This is a genomic window from Pseudomonas sp. FFPRI_1 (assembly GCF_055384485.1).
Map to the genome: position 1 here is coordinate 4,406,030 of NZ_AP029168.1, position 18,622 is coordinate 4,424,651.

Here is an 18,622-nt window from a genome sequence, read left to right on the forward strand (position 1 = left end):
TACCACGAGAGAACCTATAGGGTCAGTTGCTTGCGCTCCTCATCGGTCAGGCGTGCCCGCGCCTGCTCGCTCAAGGGCCCGGCGCCCAGCACCTGCACCGGGCTGTCGGGGTTATAGCCCGGGGCACGGCTGGCCTCCTCACGGGTGCGCTGCACCGGCTCGCTGCCAAAGCCCAGCACCTCCACGGTGACGATCGACGCCCGGCCCTGCCTGGCCGCCGCCTGCTGGTTGCGCGCCGCATCCTCTGCGGCCTGGGAAGCCGCCGAACCTGCGGCGCTGGCCGAAGTCATGGCGCCGGTGTTGATCGTCGCACTGATCGGCACCCCGGAAGACTTGCCCTGGGTCTGGATGTTCGCGGCGTTGACCACCCGCAAGGCGGCGATGTTGATGTTGCCCGAGACCCGGATGCCCGCCTCGCCGGCATCGATGGTGCCCAGCGGAGCGATCAGGTCGATGTCGCCGGCGGCCACTTCAGGGATCGGGTTGAGGGTGGCGATCCCCGCCCCGGTGCTGGGCACCGACGGCGACAGGCTGACGTTGCCCCAGTTGTCGTAGACCCGCTTGGGCGGGGTGTAGACCACGGTGGTCTTGGAGCCGCGACCGGCGTTGATGTCGCCCGCCGCCGACCAGCCCATGATCGAGCCGCCGAAGGTGGTCATGATCCGGCTCTGGCCCAGCAGGATGCTGCCCAGGGAGTACAGCTGGATGTCCCCCGCCCCCTGGGTGATGATCCCCGCCGAGGCCGGTGGCGCCGTGCCTTCGATGCCGAAAGTCTGGTTGCCGCCGGGGCTCAGCATCTGGATGTTGCCGCCAAAGTCGGTGTGCACCCCGGCCCCGCCGAACAGGGTGATATCGCCCTGGTAGGTAATCGGGTTGCCGGCCACGTCGGTGCTCGGGAACAGCCCGGCGATCGCCGCACGGCCGCGGGCGTAACTGCCCTGGCGGACCCCGCCCGCTTCGTTGTACTCGCGGCCGGCGGCCTTGAGTTCGGCAAAATACACGTTCCGCGCAAACACCCGCTGCTGTTCCGCAGGCAGGGCCGCGTAATAGGCCCGGGCCTGGTCGCTGTCGCCGGCAAAACCGAAGCGCTCGGCCAGCCAGTCCAGCAGTTCGGCCTCGTAGGTCTTGGCCACCTTGGTGCCCGACAGGCTCTCGCCCGGCTGGGCGAGGTTGGCCGGATCCAGGTAGGCGCTGACGAAGCGCCGGTAGTCCGGGCCGTTGGCGCCGACCCCGGCCTGCATCACGATGCTCGCCCCAGGCCGGTTATCCCCCGGCGCCACGGCACCGATGCTGGTGACGCTGACCTTGTCCTCCATGAGGATGTTGCGCCCCGCCATCAACTCCAGGGTGCCGGGGCCGGCAACGTTGAAGTTGCTGTAGAGGATGTCGCGCCCGGCACTGACGATGGAGATGTCGCTGGGGTTGTTGTGCACGAACAGGTTGCCCTGGGAGGTCGAGCCATAGACCGGATCCCCCACGCCAAAGGTCCGGCCGCTGCTGACGATATCGCGCCCGGCCATCATCCACACCGGGCGGCTGCCCTCGTACCAGGTCTGCCCCGAGTGCAACTGCGAGGCCGCCTGGCCGAAGGTGAGGATCCGGCCGCTGTTGACCCCCACCAGGTCGCCGTTCACCGCATAGAAGCGCGCCGGATCCGCGGGGCCGGCCACCAGCCCGGCAACGCTGCCGGAACCGAAGGCGAACAACGGCAAGGTCGAGCCGGTGACCGGGTTGCCGTTGACCGACAGGTTGCTGGCCACCACCTCGCCGTCGATGCTGCCGACAAACGCCGGACGCCAGGGCGTGGCCACCGAAGCGGCCGCGGCGCCCGACTGGCTGACGGTAAAACCGCCGGCGTAGATCGAGTCCTGGGCCAGGAACTGCAACTGCCCTGCAGCGCCCGGCGCCAGGAACAGCGGCACCCGGAAGTTGAGGTCGCCGACCTGCGCGCTGGCGGCCTTGCCATAGTAAAGGCTGCCGCTGGCTGCCACGGCCCGGAGGATCGACGGGTAGACCACCGCCAGATCGGTGCTGTCTGGGCTGGTGAGCGGGGTCAGGTTGCCGCCCAGGGACAGCAGGTCGATGGCGGTGCGCTCGGTCCACAGGGTGAACCAGCTCTGGCCGCTGCCTTGCTGGCTACCACGGCTGAAGAGCGCGGTGTTGAACTGGCGGACCCGGCCCGGGTCCTCAACGTTCTGCACTACCAGGTCGCCGCGGCTCTGCAGGTTGAAGGTGGCGTCGCCAGGCACCAGGGTCAGGCCGCCCTGGGCCAGGCCACGGGTGGCGCGCAACGGGTCGAAGGCCCGGGCTTCGCTGGGGTTGTGGTCGGCGGCAGTGCCGCCGTAGTGCAGGTCGATGCTGCCCAGGGAAGCGCTCTGCAAACGGCTGCTGCCACGCAGGTTGACCACGACGCCATTGCGATGCTCGATGACCAGGTTGCTGGCTGGGTTCAAGGCGCCTGCAATGTTCACCTGCAGGTCGCCACCGCCGGTCAGTTGCAGGCTGCCATCGCTGGCGACCCGGCCGGTACTGCCCACCGCCAGCACCAGCCCCTGGCTGCGGGGCGCCACCGTGGAGACGCTGGCGCTGTCCGTCAGGCGCTGGAGGAGGCCCGCATCACCGCCGACATTCAGCTCCAGATTGCCGCCGCCCAGGGTGCCGAACCCGGTAAAGCCCAGCATCCGGTCGGCGCTGCCGTTGCCGCTGTAGGTGCCGAAGTTGATCCACCAGGCGCTGGGTTGCGCCGAACCGCCGGTGGCGACATCGCCGCTGCCCTGGCGCCACAGCCAGTTGCCCACTTCGGCCGAGTCCTGGCCGTTGTCCTTGGGGTTGGGCCAGGCACGGCTGTCGTTGGCGGTACTGCTGATGTTGCCGGTCAGGTTGCCCCCGGCACTGACCCGCAGGTTGCCCCCCGCCTCCGGGTACCAGGCGCGGTACAGGCTGGTGCCGCTGCCATTGACGAACTGCTCGAAGTAACTGCCCGGCTCATTGAGCACCGTGCCCCCCGCTCCCAGGGCCCGTGGCTGGTTGTAGGGATCGCCGGCCGCCGTCGCGGTGGAGGACGTACCGGCGGTGTAGACCCCGTACAGCGAGTCCATGCTCAGGTTGCCGGCGCTGAGCAGTTCAAGGTCGCCGGTGCCGGTGCGGATCACGCTGAAGCGGCTGCTGGACGGGGTTGCGCCATAGGTCTTGCTGTCCAGGGCCATGCAGAAGGCGGGCGACTCTTCACAGAAGGCCGCGACGGACGTCTGCCCCAGGTCCAGCAGCAGTTGTTCATCGATCGGATCGCCGGCCTTGACCACCACCCCGGCGCCCGCCAGCTCGTCCACCGCCAGCTGGGTCCAGGCGTAGCTGGCCTTGATCGCGCAATAGGCCGGGCTGTCGGCACAGAATTGTTCGATCGACGTCTGCCCCAGTTCCACCAGCAGTTGTTCATCGATCGGATCGCCGGCCTTGACCACGATCCCTGCGCCCGCCAGGTCATCCACCGCCACCTGGGTCCAGATCCGCACCACCTGGCTGGGCAGTTCCTTGGCGAACATCCCGTAATGGCTGTCCGCCAGGTGCAGGTCGCCGCTGCGTGGCGCCGCCTGCAGGATACGGCTGTCGGCGGCGCTGGTATCGGCCCCGGCCACCAGGCGCAGGGACCAGGATTGCGCGCCCTCGGCGAGCATCGGCGCAATGGCCCAGAGTTTGCCCTGGCGCCCGACCTCTTCCGGCCGCAGCTGCACTGAGTCGACGCCCGCCGGCAGCTTGACGTTGGTGCCCGCAGGGATCAAAGCGCCCTTGGGCAGCGCCTTGTCGCCGGCGAGCATGACCAGGTTGTTGTTCACGTTGGCCCGGTCCACCTGGGGCAACGGCACGCCCTTGGGCCAGGTCATGGGCCGCAGCTGGGTGCCCTGGGTCAACAGCGTTCCGGCCTCCAGGCGCGTACCGGCGACCAGGGTCTGGGCCTCGCCGAGCAAGGTGCCGGCGGCGAACAGCAGGTTGCCCGAGGCATCGCGAATCGCCGCCGCCAGTACCGTACCCGCCGGCAGTACCAGGGTCTGGTCCAGGGTCGCGGTGACCGGCAGGCGCGTGCCCGCGGCCACGGTCAGCCCCTTGATCGGCAGGTCGTAGTTGAGGGTGCTGCCCGCCGGGAAGGCGGTGCCGTCGGCCAGGGTCACGCCGTTGCCCGGCACGATGACCGTGCCGCCGGTGAAGTCCACACCCGGCAGCAGCACCCAGCCCTTGTCATCCACCGTCGGCGGCGGCGGTGCGAAACCGTCGTTGATGCTGCCATAGACATTCAGGTCGCCACCGGCGCGCAGGGTCAGGCTGCCAACTTCGCCAGAGCCGTAGACCGAGGTCTTCTGGCTGTGGGGGTTGAGGCTGGCATAGCGATAGCCCGACAGGTCCAGGTCGCCCTGCACCACCAGGTCGCCGTCCGCGCTCTTGCTGACGATCTCGACCCCGGGCCGCAGATGGAAGGCGTCGGCATAACCGGCGTTGTTCAGGGCGGCCAGCTTGTTCTGCAGCAGGTCGCTGTTGTTCAAGGCCGCGTTGATAAAGGCCGTGCTCAGGGCATGCTTGGCGTCCAGGTAGGCCTGGGTGATCTCCTGGTAAGGCCGGCCGCTGGCGGTGGCGTCGGTTTTTTCCGGCGCATCGTTATAGCGGATCATGCCGTTGACCGCGATCGAGCGTGCGCCCTGGATATCCAGCGAGCCACGGGCATCGATGTCGATGTCGTTGCTGCTCTGGTCCGCCTGGACGATACGCGGCGCGTTCAGCTCCAGGGTGCCGCGGCTGCGACCATCGTTCTGCCCGGCAGCGCCGCCCACCGCCACATCGGTGCCGTGGCGCAGGTCGATGCGCGCACCGTCGGCCAGGGTCAGGCGGCCCAGGCCCGAGCTGAGCACCACGCTGGCGCGGTTCGGTGAGTCGATGATCTTGCCGTAGCTGTCCACCCGCAGTTTGCTGCCGTGGGCATCGAGCAGCGCGCTGCCGTCCAGGGTCAGGCCCTTGCCGGCTGCCAGGTTGATACTGCCGACCCGTTCGCCGCTGGCGTCCACTCGCCCACTGACCCGCAGGCTGCCGTTGTCCACCGAGACGTTGACGGTGCTGGCCCTGACCCCGTCGCCGATGGTCAGGTCGCCCTGCTTGAGCTGGAAGCTGCGTGCGCCAAAGACCTGGCCCTGGTTCAGGCGCTGGTTGAGGGCGGCGAACTGCTCGTCCAGGGTGCCGCTGCTGCCCAGGTGCTGGGCCTGGATTTCCACCGTGGCGCCGAGGAACGGCACCAGGGTGCCGCCGGCATCGTAGTAGCCGCTGCTGCCGCCGAGGATCTTGCCCGCCAGGTCGACCCGCCCGGCCGCACTGTCCAGTGCCACCGCCCGCAGCTTGCCAGCCTGGTTATGGGTGGCCGAAAGGTCGATGGTCGAGCCCGTGGCCTGCAGCACATTGCCGCTGCGGCTCTGCAGCAGCACTTCGCCGCCGGCGCCGTATTTGTTCAGGTCATTGAAGGCAAGGGTGCGGCCCGCCACATCGATCAGCGCCGCATCGGTCAGGCTGACATCCCCCCGGGCCCCCAGGGTCACCTTGCCGCTGGGCAGCACCACGGCACTGGCCAGGCGCAGGCTGTCGCCCTGCAGAGAGAGTTCCGCGCCCTGGCCATTGGCCTCGCCACGAGGGCCGGCCGAGGCGCCGATATCAATCGCGCCGCCAGCGCTGATGCGGTTCACCGAACCGGCCTCGCCGGTCATCAGCGGGGTGAGGATATTCAGGTTGCCGCCGCTGTAGGCAAACCCTGTGACCGGGTCAAAGGCACCCTGGCTCTGGTACACCGAGAGGCTGCCCTTGTGGTTGGCGGTGATGCGCTGGCTGGCATTCAGGTTGACGTTGGCAAAACCCAGGGCCAGGCGGTCCAGGCTCTTGGTGGTACTGGGCTGGGCAAAGGCGCCGTAGCCGAACTCGATGCGCTCGGCATCGATTTGCAGGCGCCCGCTGCCGGTTCCGGCGCCACCGCTCACCACCGCTCCGGCCGGGGTTTCGGAACCCTGCCAGATCAGGTTGGCGGTGTGGATGCTGGCCACATCATTGGCGCCCCCGGCGCCGTAGATCGCCGGGGTGGAGAGCATCAGGTTGCTCAGCAGCGACTTGCCGGTCGCCGGGTCGTAGGTGTCCAGGGAGGTGCTGCCGTAGAAGTTGAAGCCGTCCCGCGCCGAGAGCTGCAAGGTCTCCAGGGCCGGGGCACCGAATTGGCTATCGCCGCGCAGCAGGCGGTCGAGTACCTGCTGGGTCAGGGTCATGCCGCTGGGCAGGCGGTTGCCCGCCGCAGCCGCCGCCAGCGCTTCAGGGCTGCCGACGTTGATGTTGTTCAGGCCCAGGTTGAGGTGGCGGGTGCCGTAGCGCACCTGGTCACCCAGTTCGAAGGCGTTGTCGGTCAAGGCGACGATGCTGCCGTCGGAATACAGTGCGGTCTGCCCGCTGCAGGTTGCGCCGGGGCAAATCCCGAGCTTGATCCCGCCACTGGTCTGTCCGCCGGCCTGGGCCTTGCTGATCACGTTGAGCAGGCCGTTGGACACCGCCAGCATATTGGCCACCTGGTAGGTGAAGCCATCACGGGCGTCATAGCTGGCCTTGCCGCGGCCCAGGGTATTGATCGAGGCGCCCTGCTCCAGGACGATCTCGCCGGTGTTGCTCACCAGGAACACTTCCGGCGCGGCCAGGGTGGCGCCCTCACGCAAGGTGATCGAGCCCTTGGGCGTGTTCACGCCTTCGGCCACGGTGATGTAGTTGCCGCCCTGGCCGTATTTGACCAGCGTCAGGCCGCCCAGCATCAGGCGCGCGGCGCCCATGGCGTTGAGGCTGGCATCGTCCAGGGTGACGCCGTTGAAGCCGCTGGTGGCCGCCTTGCCGGCCGCCACCACTTCGATGTTGCCACTGCCCATGTTCAGCACCGCGACGGTGCCGCCATAGCCCCCCTCGGCGGCATCGAAGCGGCCAATGCCCTTGAACGAGAAGGCGTCCGCACCGGCCCCCGGTTGCAGGGCCAGCTTCAGGGTCTTGGCGTCCACCGGCAGCATCGGCCGTGGCACCCCGAGCTTGGCGGCATCGGCCAGGGCGAACTGGGCATAGCCGGTTTCGTTGTATTGCGAATAACGGCGCAGGGTGTCGGCGGAGGTCAGGATCACCTGGCTGGCGAGGCTGTTGCTGATCCCGGTATGGGCGATCGACAAGCGCCCGGCGGTGGACCAGGAGCCATTGCGCAGTTGCTGGGTCGAGCCTTCGGTGCCGAGCCCGGCCAGGCCGTTGATCTCTACCCGAAAGGCCCCCGGCATCAGCGCATAAGTGGACGGCATCAGGGTGTAGGTGCCCGCCGCCAGCCCCGGAACCCCGGCACCGATGCTGATCTGCTGGCCAATCAGCGGATCCACCGCACCGCCCTCCGGCGCCACCGGCGCATAACCCGGCTGCACCCCGGGCACAATGGCGTAGATCGGGTTGCTGCCCAGGCCAGGAAGGGTAAAGCCGCCGTTGGCGCCGATCTGCACCAGCGGGCTGTAGCGCGCATCGGTGGAGCCGCCGCGCCCGGAAATGAACCCGGCGCCCAGCAGTTCGCCGCCGCCGGACAGGTCCACGGTGGCATCGGGCTGCACCTGCACCGACTTGCCCCCCAGGATCACCCCGACGCTCAGGTCGCTGTTCTCATTCACCAGGGCGCCCTGGCCGAGGAAGGTCACGGTCTTGCCGTTGTACTTGTAGACCTGGCCATCGACGGTGCCGCCGTAAGGCAGCACCAGGCCCTTGCCGCTGACCGACGTCAGGCTGCCGGGCAACAGTTCGACCTTGCTCGCGCCCAGGTTGCCGATCTCGATCAGGCCCAGGGGCGCACGCACCACTCCGCCCTGCCTGATGTTGGCCGCGCCCAGCTGCAGGCGGCCGAAGGCCGAGTACGGCACCGGCGCCTCGCCTTGGCCGGTGCGGCCGATGGTCAGGGTGCGCGTGGGGTCGAAGTTGATGCTGGTGCCGGAGATGTCGTTGAGGTAGCCGGCAATCACCCGCGCCCCGACCTCGGTGCCCGGGTACAACTGCGCGGCTCGCAGGGTCATGTCGCCCTGGGTGAGCAACTGGGTACTGATGCCCTTGGCAATCACATCGGCGCCGGCGCCAGCGAGGAAACGCAGGTCGCCCTGGCTGGTCAGTTGCACATCATCGAACCCACGGCGCTCGACCCCGAGCAGGCTGTTGTCGGCCTGGCGCAACGTGCCCTTGCTGCCGAACACCACGTTGCCACGCACGTCGATCAGGTTGCCGCTGGCATTGAACTGCGCCTGGGTGGCCTGTTGCGACGGCGTGCCGGTGGAGACCGGACGCACGTACTGGTCCTTGGCTTCCAGCGGCGCGAGGATGCCCGCCAGCAACAGGTAGGGTGCCGACAGGTTGACCCGGCTATTGGCCGCGGCGCTTTCGCTGAGGTTCAGCGCGCCGCTGTACAGGCGCAGGCTCTGGCCCATGTTCAGCGCCACATCGCCATCGAAGCTCAACAGGCCGTTGCTCAGCAGTGCCAGGTTGTCGAAACCGCCGGCGCTGACTTGATCCACCCCGAGGCGGCCATGGCCGTACTCCAGGCTGGCGGCCGCGGCGTCGGCGCTAGCGGGCAGCGCACTGCCCTGGTGGCTCTGGCTGAGCACCAGTTCCCGGGCCTTGAGCACCCGGTCGTTGACCGCGTTCTTGATGTAGTACGGGCTTTCCAGGGCCAGCGACAAGCTGCCGCCGGCAGCACCGGCGCCTCCGGCCCGGGCGACGAAGCTGCCGTCCAGGTACAGGCCGTTGTTGGACGCGAAGCTGATGCTGCCACCGTTGCTGGCCACCTGCACCCGGCCCTGGCCGGGAATGTCCAGGGCCGCCTGGGCGCCGGAAGCGTCGAGACGCGCACCGTCGCGCACCACCACAAACAGGTCGCTGGCCTTGGCGATGCCGGTGGCCAGGTCGATCTCGCCGCCGATGGCGATCTTGCCGCCATTGCGCACCTGGCCGTAGCGGTCGCCGCGGTTGTCCACGGCGCTCACGGCCCGGGCCGCGACATCGATCAGTGCCTGCTCGCCGACCCAGATCGAACGTCCGTGACCGGCGGCATTGGCGGCCTCGGAACTGGCCACCGTCAAGCCGCCCAGACTGACGCTGCCACCCCAGGCATTGAGCGTGCCGTTGAGGGTCAACTGGCCGACGCTGCGCAGGTTGATGGCCTGCCCCGGGTCGACACTGATCACCGCCCCCGGCCCCACGCTCAGCGCCGTGGTGGCCAACTGGGCAGCCGTGGAGTACTGGTTGCCGGCGCTCAGGGTCAGGCCGGCGCCACGGCGCTGGGTCAGCACGCCCTTGGCCGCGTCTTCCTGGTAGAGGCCCGGCAACCAGCGTTCCAGAGCACTGGCCGGGTCGCTGCCAGTGGCAGTGCCGCCGGCCTGGGAACCGAAGCGGTAGACCGGCATATTGACGTCCACCTGGGCGCCGTCGGCCACCGTCAAGCCTTCGTTGCCGGTAATGTCGTAGGCGCCGAAGCCCTTGTTGAAGAAATCCCCGGCCAGTTGCAGGGTGCCGGCCTCGGCGGCCGAATCATGGGCGCCAATCAGCACCTTGTGCGCCTGCAGGGCCAGGGTACCGCCGCCGTTGACCCCATACCCGCGCAGCTCGCCATTGAGGTCGAGCTTGCCGTCGGCGGCCAGGGTCACGTCGCCGCCCTTGCCACCGCTGGTCTTGCCGTCATAGGCGATGCTGGCACCGGAGCTGGCGTCCACCCGGGTGCCGTTGGCCAGGTTGAGGTCGCCGCTGCTGCGCAACGACACCTTGCCACCGTTGATAAAGGCCAGGCCGCTGCTGTCCGAGGGGTCCAGGGCCAGGTTGTTCCAGCGTCCGCTGACATCCAGCTTGACCCCGCTGGCCACATCGACCCGGGCCTGGGTGCCGCCGGTGGGCGCGAGGATCACGTCACCGACCACGAAGTTGCGGTTCACATCCACCTGGTTCAGCACGTTGCCGGCATTGATGCTGCCGCCGTGGGCGGTGAGGTTGGCGTTGATCTTGACCTCTGGCCCGAACAGGGTGATGTCGCCGCCGTCCGCGACCTTGAGCGCGCCGTTGAGCTGAATCTGCTGCTTGGCGCCAACCTTGATCGCCCCCAGCTGGAAGCCGTTGAGTGTGTCGCTGTCGAGCACCAGCTGGCCCTGGCGATTGCCCGGCAAGGCAGTAGCCAGGTCCAGGCCGTCGGCGATCTTCTGCTGGTTGGCCTCGATCAGTACGTTGTCCACGGTCGGGCTCAGGGCATAGCGCAGGGTGCCGCTGGTCTTGTTGTAGATCGGCGTGTAGTTGCCAATGATCAGTTGCGCGCGCTGGGCCGCGGCCTTGTGGGATTGCTGGTAGCCGTCGAGGTTGAGGTTGGGCGCCTGGGTCTGGCGGTCGCCCTTGAACACCTCGCTCACCAACTGGCCTTCGAGCACCGCGTTGCCGGTGCCGATCACCAGCTTGCCGGCGTCGCGGCCGACGGTGTAGCCGGCCTCGTAGCGCTGCTGCTGGGCAATCAGCGGGTTGTAGTAGTAATCGGTACGACCCCAGCGCGGGCTGTTGTCGACATAGCCCTTGTAGATCCCGGTGTAGAGCAGGTCGCCCGGGGCTCGGGACAGCTCGTACAGGCGTCCGTCGCCCCCCTTGAGCCAGGTCTGCTGGATGTAGCCGCCCTGCACATCGACGGTGCCGCCGGAGAGGTTCAACTGGGCGCCGGACTGGGTCACCACGTCCTTGCCGGTGAAGGTCAGGGTGCCGCCCTGGGCCATCCACTCGCCGATGTTGTGGCCCTGGGTGCCCAGGTAGCCGCCGACTTCCAGCAGGCCACCGGCGGTGTACCAGCGATCGGTGGCGTAGCCGTTGGTGCCCGCCGGAACGAACACCAGCTCGCGCAGGTCGACCCAGACGTCGTTGTTGATCAACTGGCCGCTGTCGCGGTTGCCCGCCGAGTCGCGCTGCTCGTTGCCCTGGATGTTGATCTTGATGTTGTTGGACTCCATCGCCACCTTGACCCCGACGGCGCCGGCGACATCGATCACCGCCCCCTCGCGCACCAGGCTGCGCTGCCCGGCACTGACCGCCACCTGGCCCCCGGTGGCCAGGGTGATGGAGCCGTTCTGGAAATCCACGGTGCCGCCGCTGACGATCTCCACCCGGGACTGGTCGGTGCGGTCGGCCACGCTGCTGAGGTTGTTGAACTGGCCGCTGCTCAGGTTGGTCGGGGTGCCGTCGAGGTTGATCAGGCCGTTGTTGCGCTGGCTGTCCAGGGCGCTGCTGCCACTGCTGTCGAGGAGGATCGCGGTGGTGCTGCCCTGCCCCAGGGTCACGCTGCCGGTGCTGTCGCTGGCGGAGTTGAGCAAATGGAGGGTGCCGCGGGTGTCCACCGAGGTGCTGGCCAGGGCTACACCGTTCTGTTGCACCTGGTGCCCGGTCAGGGTGATGTCGCCGGTGGCGGCCATGATCAGGCCATTGTTGCTGACCTTGCCAGCGCTGCTACCCGCCTTGAGCGAAGTGGCGACCTCATTGCCACGGGTGGTGGAACGCTGGTTGCCATCCGTACCGAGCCCGCGGCGAATGTAGAAACTGTCACCTGCCGCCAGGGTGGTCTGGCCCTTGGCGGTGACGATGGTGCCGGCGTTCTCCACTTCCGCGCCCAGCAGCAAGGCATATCCGCCAGATTCGCTGGAACTGGCCGGGGCGTGGGTCTGGATCAATGCACCGCGCTGCACCTCGACCTTGCCCAGGGCATCGCTGAAGGTCGGTTGGGTGCCGTTGGCGTCGACATAGAGCCCGCGCTGGGTGAACTGCTGGTCGCTGATGGTGGCCGCGGCCGCCACCAGGTTGCGCACATTGACCTGGCTGGAGCCGGTAAAGATCACCCCGTTGCGGTTCATGATCATCACCGTACCGGCGCCCTTGATCTGGCCCTGGATCTCGCTGGGCCGACCGTTGGGGTCGTTGACCTTGTTCAGCAGCGCCCAGGTGGACTGCTGCTGGAAATCCACCGTGGTATTGCGCCCGACGTTGAAGGTCTCCCAGTTGAGGATCGCCTTGTCGGCGGTCTGCTCGATGGTCACCGTGGTCTTGCCGCCAGACTGGCTCTGCACCGGCCCCTTGGCGTTGATCCAGCCCTGGGTCAGGCTGGTGTCGACCTTGAGCCCGCCCTGGCCAAGGCCGTCGGGAATGCTGCTGGCCGTAGCCAGCGCTGCCTGACGCGCTGCGGCCTGGGCCGCTTGCTGGGCGGCGATGGCGGCAACGCTGGCATTGAGGTTGCCCAGGGAGCGCTGCAACTGCTGGTTGGCCCGGGTCTGCTGGGACAGCGTCGGGATTCCCGGCACCTGGCCGTTGGTGCGTGCGGCCGTGGCGGCCTGGGACGCGCCCTTGTCGGCAAACCAGCCGGAACTGAACGCCGTGGCGCCCTGGGCACTGCCTGCACCGGCCACCATCAACAGGGCAATCGCCTGGGCCAGGGGTTTCAACCGCAGGATCGAAGCCTCGCTGGCGAGGGACTGGGCATTGCGATTGACCGGTGGTTTGCAGCGAACCATTACTACTCATCCTTTCGTTATGACGCCCACGGGAGCGCGACGCATGTTGGGCCCAGGGCGCGCGTCACTGCTTTAGGGGATAGGCCGTTGCCAGCGCGCGCGACCGAACTGGTGTCTTAAAAAATTCATCTGCGCGCGCACGGGGCGCCCGCGGCAGGCGAACCTGCGCGAGCCCCCGGCGACAGCAGGCCCAAGGGACGCTACAGAGGCCGGCCAATGCCATTGCAGACGTTGGGGTTGCCGATGCTCAGTGCACTGTCAGCGTTCAGGAAGGTATCGCGCACCGCGTTCTTCCAGACCGCTGGCAAAGGAACCAAGCGGTTGTTCCTGATGGCGATGTCGTTGTTCGCCAAATTACGAAAGTGACGAGTGATGAAGGCTCGGATTTGCGAGGTCTGCACAGCATCCGCGTAGCACTGGCTGACAATCAGGTTGGTAAAACCCAGGATCGGATAACCGCTGTAGGGATACGCCACCACGCTTGGGTCCTGGTAATTCGCACTGGCCGCAAATACCGGCACCCAATTGCCCGGATTGGCCAGGTCCGCGGGGTAACCATTAGGGTACTGAGTCGGTGCCCGAATGCTCGCCACCGCATCGACAATGTTGGCCGGCGTCGGTGCCATGCCCGCTACCCTGGCGACCTTGGTCGCATCGCTCAGGCCCTCCAGCGTAGAAGCTGCATAGGCCGGACTGACGAAACTGATGCGCCCTTCCTGGGCATTCAGCAGCTGCATGATCTCTTCACTGGTGTTGGCTGCCACGGCACCGGCAGGCAAGCCGCCCGAGTAGCTCGAGGCGAAGTCGGTGGTAATGGCGAAGGTGCCGGCCTCACTGCACTTGGCATTCAAGAAGCGGGTGAACAACTCCGTTGCCCCACTGCGGTTGGGGTACACCACGTTGAGAAAACCGGAACGCCCGGAAGCGAAAATCTGGCTCCAGTCGGTGATGCGGCCGGAGAACACCCCGCACAATGTATTGACACTCAGGTCCACCTCGGCGCTGCCGGCCTTGTTGAACGCAATGGCGATGCTGGTCGCCGCCGCGGGCACCTGGATCAGCCGGCCCCAGGCCGCCTGGTGGGCAAACGCATAGGCATTGAGTTCGGCATAGGTGAGCTTTGACTCGCTTGCCACCCAATGCACGCTCCTGGGGTTGGAGCCAGGCACCAGCAGCCCGTAGTCATTGATGAGGAACGCCGCCTTGTCTCGGCCTCTGTCCATGCCGGCGTAGGCTGCAAACCCGGCCGTCAACACACCTTGGGTCTGGTACAGCGGTTGCGGCAAGGTCGAACCACCCCCGTAGACATCGGCCTGTACCTGCTGTGCGCCCAAGGCACCACAGAGGATTGAAGCCATCCACCATTGAAATTTCAGCATGACAAGACTCCTGTCGATCGGGCCGTAGCAACGTCGTCCGGTTGGCGCATGCAGCATTGATGTGCCTGGAGGGCGGGCCCTGAACAAAAAATCAGCAACGGTCGAAACCGTTGCTGATCCGGGTGGTGCAGGTATCGGGCGCGAAAGTTACAGCGGACGACCGATGGTGTTGCAAACGCTGGAGTTACCGATGCTCAGGCCGTTGGAAGCGGTGACGAACGAGTCACGTACTGCGGTTTTCCAGGCAGCTGGCAGAGGCACGAAGCGGTTGTTGTTGATGGCGGCGTCGTTGTTCACCAGGGCACCGTAGTGACGGCTGAAGAAAGCCCGTACTTGCGAGGTCTGGGTAGCGTCGGCGTAGCACTGGCTGAAGATCAGGTTGGTGAAACCGAGGATCGGGTAGCCGCTGGTTGGGTACAGGCGCAGGCTCTTGTCGGTCGGGTTGGCGTCGATGTTGGCCTGGGAAGTGAAGACTGGAACCCACAGGTTCTGGTCGGCACGGGCAGCAGCATCAGGCACGGCAACCGCGGCGATAGCCGAGGAAACGTTGCCAGGTGCTGGGGATACACCGGCAACCTTGGCCACTTTGGTGGCGTCGTCCAGACCGGCCAGGGTAGGTGCGGCGTAGTCCGGGCTCATGTAGGTGATGCGACCGTCGCCAGCGTTCAGCGCGTCCATGACGCCTTGGCTGGTAACAGCGGCCACAGCACCGGCAGGCAGACCGCCCGAGTAGCTGGAAGCGAAGTTGGTGGTGACGGCGAAGGTGCCGGTTTCAGCGCACTTGGCGTTCAGGAAGCGGGTGAACAGCTCGGTAGTACCGCTGCTTTCGTTACGGTAAACCACGGTGATGGCACCGGTGCGGCCCGAACCGGCGATCTGGTTCCAGGTCGACACGCGACCCGAGAACACGCCGCACAGGTCGTTGACGCTCAGGTCAACGGCTGCAGTACCAGCCTTGTTGAACGGAATGGCAACCGAAGTGGCCACCGATGGCACCTGGATCAGCTTGCCCCAGGCCGCTTGGTGGTTGTCTTGGTAACCTTTGAGCTCTGCTGCGCTGAGCTTGGAATCGCTACCAGCCCAGTGCACGTTCTTGCCAGTGGTGCCGGCCACGAACTTGGTGTAGTCGTTGTTCAGGAAGGCAGCCTTGCCGTTGCCGCTGCCTACGCCGATGTAGGGAGCGAAGCCGGCGGTCAGAACGCCCGCGGTCTGGTACAGCGGTTGTGGCAGGGTGGCGCCGCCGCCGTTGATGTCAGCCATTGCAGCCTGTGCCGAGCACAGGGCAGCCAGGGTCAGGGATGCCGCGAGAACGTTGCGCTTAAACATGAAGAATCTCCTTTCGTCGTGTTCGTACGTTGGGTGAATAGCTCTTGCATGACGCCATGGCGCTCGGGCCAGAAGCCTTGAACCAGACGGCTTGTGGGGTGAGGCCATGGGAAGAGAAGTTCGCAGCTTCCGGTGACAGATAAAGGAAAAAACCTCGGGAGAAACCGGCTGTTTCTGCAAAAGATTCTCGGGTGTTTGTCGCCGGTTTTCGCGCCTTTCCCGGGAAAATGAGCGCCCGGTTGCCGGGGCTGGAAGCGGCATTGCCCTGCAAGCGCCGAGGGTGCTGCAGGCAGCGTTGCAACATGACAGAACGAGGAACCCGAGGTTGGCCCGTTGCCCGGTCGGGAGTGAGGCACGCGGCGCGAAATTTTATGGCTGCCCTGCCCTGTGCTTCGGACCCCAGCTTCACTCTCGTAGGAGCCGGCTTGCCGGCGAAGGGGCCCGCCAGCCCTGCATCGCCGGTGCCGACGCCTTCGCTGGCAAGCCAGCTCCTACGGACCGGGCCGGACGGAGGTCAGGTCGGGTTGGGTTGGGTTGGGCGGGTCAGGTCACCAGCTGGTTGATCTCGATGATCGGCAGCAGCACCGCCATGACGATCACCAGCACCACGCCCCCCATGACCACGATCATCAAGGGTTCGAGCAAGGCGGTCATGCCCATGGCCCGTCGTTCGATGTCCCGGGACAGGGTCTGCGCCGCCCGCTCCAGCATCGGCGGCAAGTTGCCGGTCTTCTCGCCGCTGGCAATCAGGTGGATCAGCACCGGAGGGAAGACCTTTTCCACCCGCAGCGCCGCCGCCAGGTTGGCCCCTTCGCGGACCTTGGCCGTGGCCTCGCTGACGCTCTGGCTCAGGCGGTCGTTGGACAGGGTCTGGCGCGCCGCCTCCAGGGCCCGCAGCAACGGCACCCCGGCGCCGCCGAGAATCGCCAGGGTCGAGGCGAAGCGTGCGGTGTTGAGCCCCAGGACAAAACGCCCGATCAGCGGCAGGCGCAGGATCCGGCTGTGCCAGTTCAAGCGCGCCAGGGGATTGCGCAGGTACAGCCGCCAGCTCCAGAACCCGGCCACCATCCCGGCAAAGCACAGCCCGCCCCAGGCACGGATGAAATCACTGGCGTTGAGCATCGCCAGGGTCAGCCCCGGCAGGTCCTGGCGCGCCTGGGAAAAGGCGCTGACCACCTGGGGCACCACGTAGCTGAGGAGAAAGATCACGATGCCGATGGACACCAGCCCCACCACCCCGGGGTAGATGAACGCGGTGAGAATCTTGCCCCGCAGGCCGTTGCGCTCTTCGATGTAGTCCGCCAGGCGCTCCATGACCTGGGCCAGGTCACCGGACTCCTCGCCCGCGGCGATCAATGCCCGGTAGATTTCCGGAAAGTCCCGGGGCCGGGCCGCCAGGGCCTCGGCCAGGCGCATGCCGCTACGCACGTCGCTGCGTACCGCGCTCAGGGTCTGGGCAATGTGCTTGCGTTCGGCCTGCTCCACCGTGGCACTGAGTGCCGCTTCCAGGGGCAGGCTGGCCCCCAGCAGGCTGGCCAGCTGGCGGGTGGCCCAGGCCAGGTCGTTGTCCGACAGCCGAGCACTGAACAGCCCCCCTGCCCCGGTGCTGCCCGAGTTGCTGTCAAGCTGCACCTGCAGCGCGGTCAGGCCGCGACTGCGCAGGGTGGCGAACGCCGCCCCCTGGCTGTCGGCCTCCAGGTGCCCGGCCTCGATCTTGCCGGCGCTGTCGGCGGCTTCGTAGCGATAGCGATTCATCAGGCGTCCCGTGTCACGCGTAGGATTTCTTCCGCTGCGGTGGCGCCGCTGCGCACCCAGCGCTCACCGTCCTCGCGCATGCTGAACATCCCGGCCCGGCGCGCGGCGGCCCGCAGCGCCTGTTCATCGGCGCCCTGGTGGATCAGGCTGCGCACCTCGTCATCGATGCAGAACAGTTCGTGGATCCCGGTTCGCCCGCTGTAGCCGATGTGGTTGCAGGCCGGACAGCCCACCGGGCGCCACGTGCCGGGGCTGGCCGGGTCTTGCTCCTTGCACTGGTTGCACAGGCGCCGCACCAGGCGCTGGGCCAGCACCCCGAGCATCGACGAAGCCAGCAGGAACGGCTCGACGCCCATGTCGATCAAACGGTTGACTGCCGACACCGCGTCGTTGGTGTGCAGGGTCGCCAGCACCAGGTGCCCGGTGAGCGAGGCCTGGACCGCGATCTGTGCGGTTTCCAGGTCGCGGATCTCGCCGATCATGATGATGTCCGGGTCCTGGCGCAGGATGGCCCGCAGGGCCAGGGCGAAGGTCATGTCGATCTTGGCGTTGACCTGGATCTGGCTGATGCCCGGCAGGTCGTACTCCACCGGGTCCTCGACGGTGAGGATATTGCTGGTGCTGGCGTCCAGCCGGGCCAGGGCGGCATAGAGGCTGGTGGTCTTGCCGCTGCCGGTGGGCCCGGTGACCAGGACAATGCCGTGGGGCTGGCGGATCAGACCGTCGAGCCGCGCCAGCAGGTCCGGGTCCATGCCCAGGGTTTCCAGCTGCAGGCGCCCGGCCTGCTTGTCCAGCAAACGCATTACCACCCGTTCGCCGTGGCCGGTGGGCACGGTCGACACCCGTATGTCGATCGGTCGTCCGGCCACCCGCAGGGCGATGCGGCCGTCCTGGGGCAGGCGTTTTTCGGCGATGTCCAACTGGGCCATGATCTTGATCCGCGACACCAGGGCACCGTGCAGCGCCTTGCGCGGCGAGACCACGTCACGCAGGGTGCCGTCGACCCGGTAGCGCACCACGGAATGCGTCTCGTAGGGCTCGATATGGATGTCGCTGGCCTCGTCCCGCGCGGCCTGGGTGAGCAAGGCGTTGATCATGCGGATCACCGGGGCGCCGTCCTGGGTGTCCAGCAGGTCGGTGATTTCCGGCATGTCCTGCATCAGGCGGTCCAGGTCCACCTCGTTCTCGGCGGCGCCGACCACCGCGGCGGCGCTGCCGGTGTCGGCGTAGGCCGTGGCCAGCAGGCCGTCGAGTTCGTCGTCGCGGATGCGCTCCAGGCGCGCGGGGCCGAACTGGCGACGGGCTTCACTGATGGACCAGCCAGGGGTCGTGGGGCAGACCAGCAGCACGGCGCCCTCTTCGCTGTGGCGCAGCAGGATGCGTTGGGATTTGGCCCAGGCGTAGGGGAGCTGGGTCATTGGCGGGACTCCTGGATTGGGATGTGGCCGGGGCGCTGGGCATGGCCGCTTGAGGGGATGGGCTGGCAGCGGTGGCGTGCATATCCCGTGCTGCGGTCATGCCCGCTTAGGGGGGCATGACCGCAGCAACGGATCTGCCCCCGCAAAAAAGCACCCCGCT

5 protein-coding genes are annotated in these 18,622 nt (G+C 67.2%); all 5 read right to left on the reverse strand.

Annotation, left to right across the window (positions count from 1 at the left end; all coding sequences use genetic code 11):
- Window positions 1-14: 14 nt before the first annotated feature.
- A complete protein-coding gene (locus tag ACZ5BO_RS19500; RefSeq protein ID WP_464696168.1) occupies window positions 15-12,584 on the reverse strand; it encodes a filamentous haemagglutinin family protein in 12,570 nt (4,189 codons plus the stop codon).
- A 200-nt stretch (window positions 12,585-12,784) separates the two neighbouring features.
- On the reverse strand, window positions 12,785-13,963 hold the full coding sequence (locus ACZ5BO_RS19505) for a substrate-binding domain-containing protein (RefSeq protein WP_464696169.1): 1,179 nt from the start codon (window positions 13,961-13,963) through the stop codon (window positions 12,785-12,787).
- 147 nt (window positions 13,964-14,110) lie between these two features.
- Window positions 14,111-15,289 carry a substrate-binding domain-containing protein gene (locus tag ACZ5BO_RS19510; RefSeq protein ID WP_464696171.1) on the reverse strand — a complete coding sequence of 393 codons (1,179 nt, stop codon included), beginning with the start codon at window positions 15,287-15,289 and terminating at the stop codon, window positions 14,111-14,113.
- A 543-nt stretch (window positions 15,290-15,832) separates the two neighbouring features.
- Window positions 15,833-17,044 carry a type II secretion system inner membrane protein GspF gene (gene gspF, locus ACZ5BO_RS19515; RefSeq protein WP_025131921.1) on the reverse strand — a complete coding sequence of 404 codons (1,212 nt, stop codon included), beginning with the start codon at window positions 17,042-17,044 and terminating at the stop codon, window positions 15,833-15,835.
- Window positions 17,044-18,462 carry a type II secretion system ATPase GspE gene (gene gspE, locus ACZ5BO_RS19520; protein ID WP_464696172.1) on the reverse strand — a complete coding sequence of 473 codons (1,419 nt, stop codon included), beginning with the start codon at window positions 18,460-18,462 and terminating at the stop codon, window positions 17,044-17,046. Before gspE ends, gspF begins: the two co-directional genes overlap by 1 nt.
- Window positions 18,463-18,622 lie beyond the last annotated feature (160 nt).

Excerpts from the sequence above, each read along its gene's own strand:
- ACZ5BO_RS19500 (WP_464696168.1), bottom strand. The coding sequence starts at position 12,584 with ATGGTTCGCTGCAAACCACCGGTCAATCGCAATGCCCAGTCCCTCGCC.
- ACZ5BO_RS19505 (WP_464696169.1), bottom strand. The coding sequence starts at position 13,963 with ATGCTGAAATTTCAATGGTGGATGGCTTCAATCCTCTGTGGTGCCTTG.
- ACZ5BO_RS19510 (WP_464696171.1), bottom strand. The coding sequence starts at position 15,289 with ATGTTTAAGCGCAACGTTCTCGCGGCATCCCTGACCCTGGCTGCCCTG.
- gspF (WP_025131921.1), bottom strand. The coding sequence starts at position 17,044 with ATGAATCGCTATCGCTACGAAGCCGCCGACAGCGCCGGCAAGATCGAG.
- gspE (WP_464696172.1), bottom strand. The coding sequence starts at position 18,462 with ATGACCCAGCTCCCCTACGCCTGGGCCAAATCCCAACGCATCCTGCTG.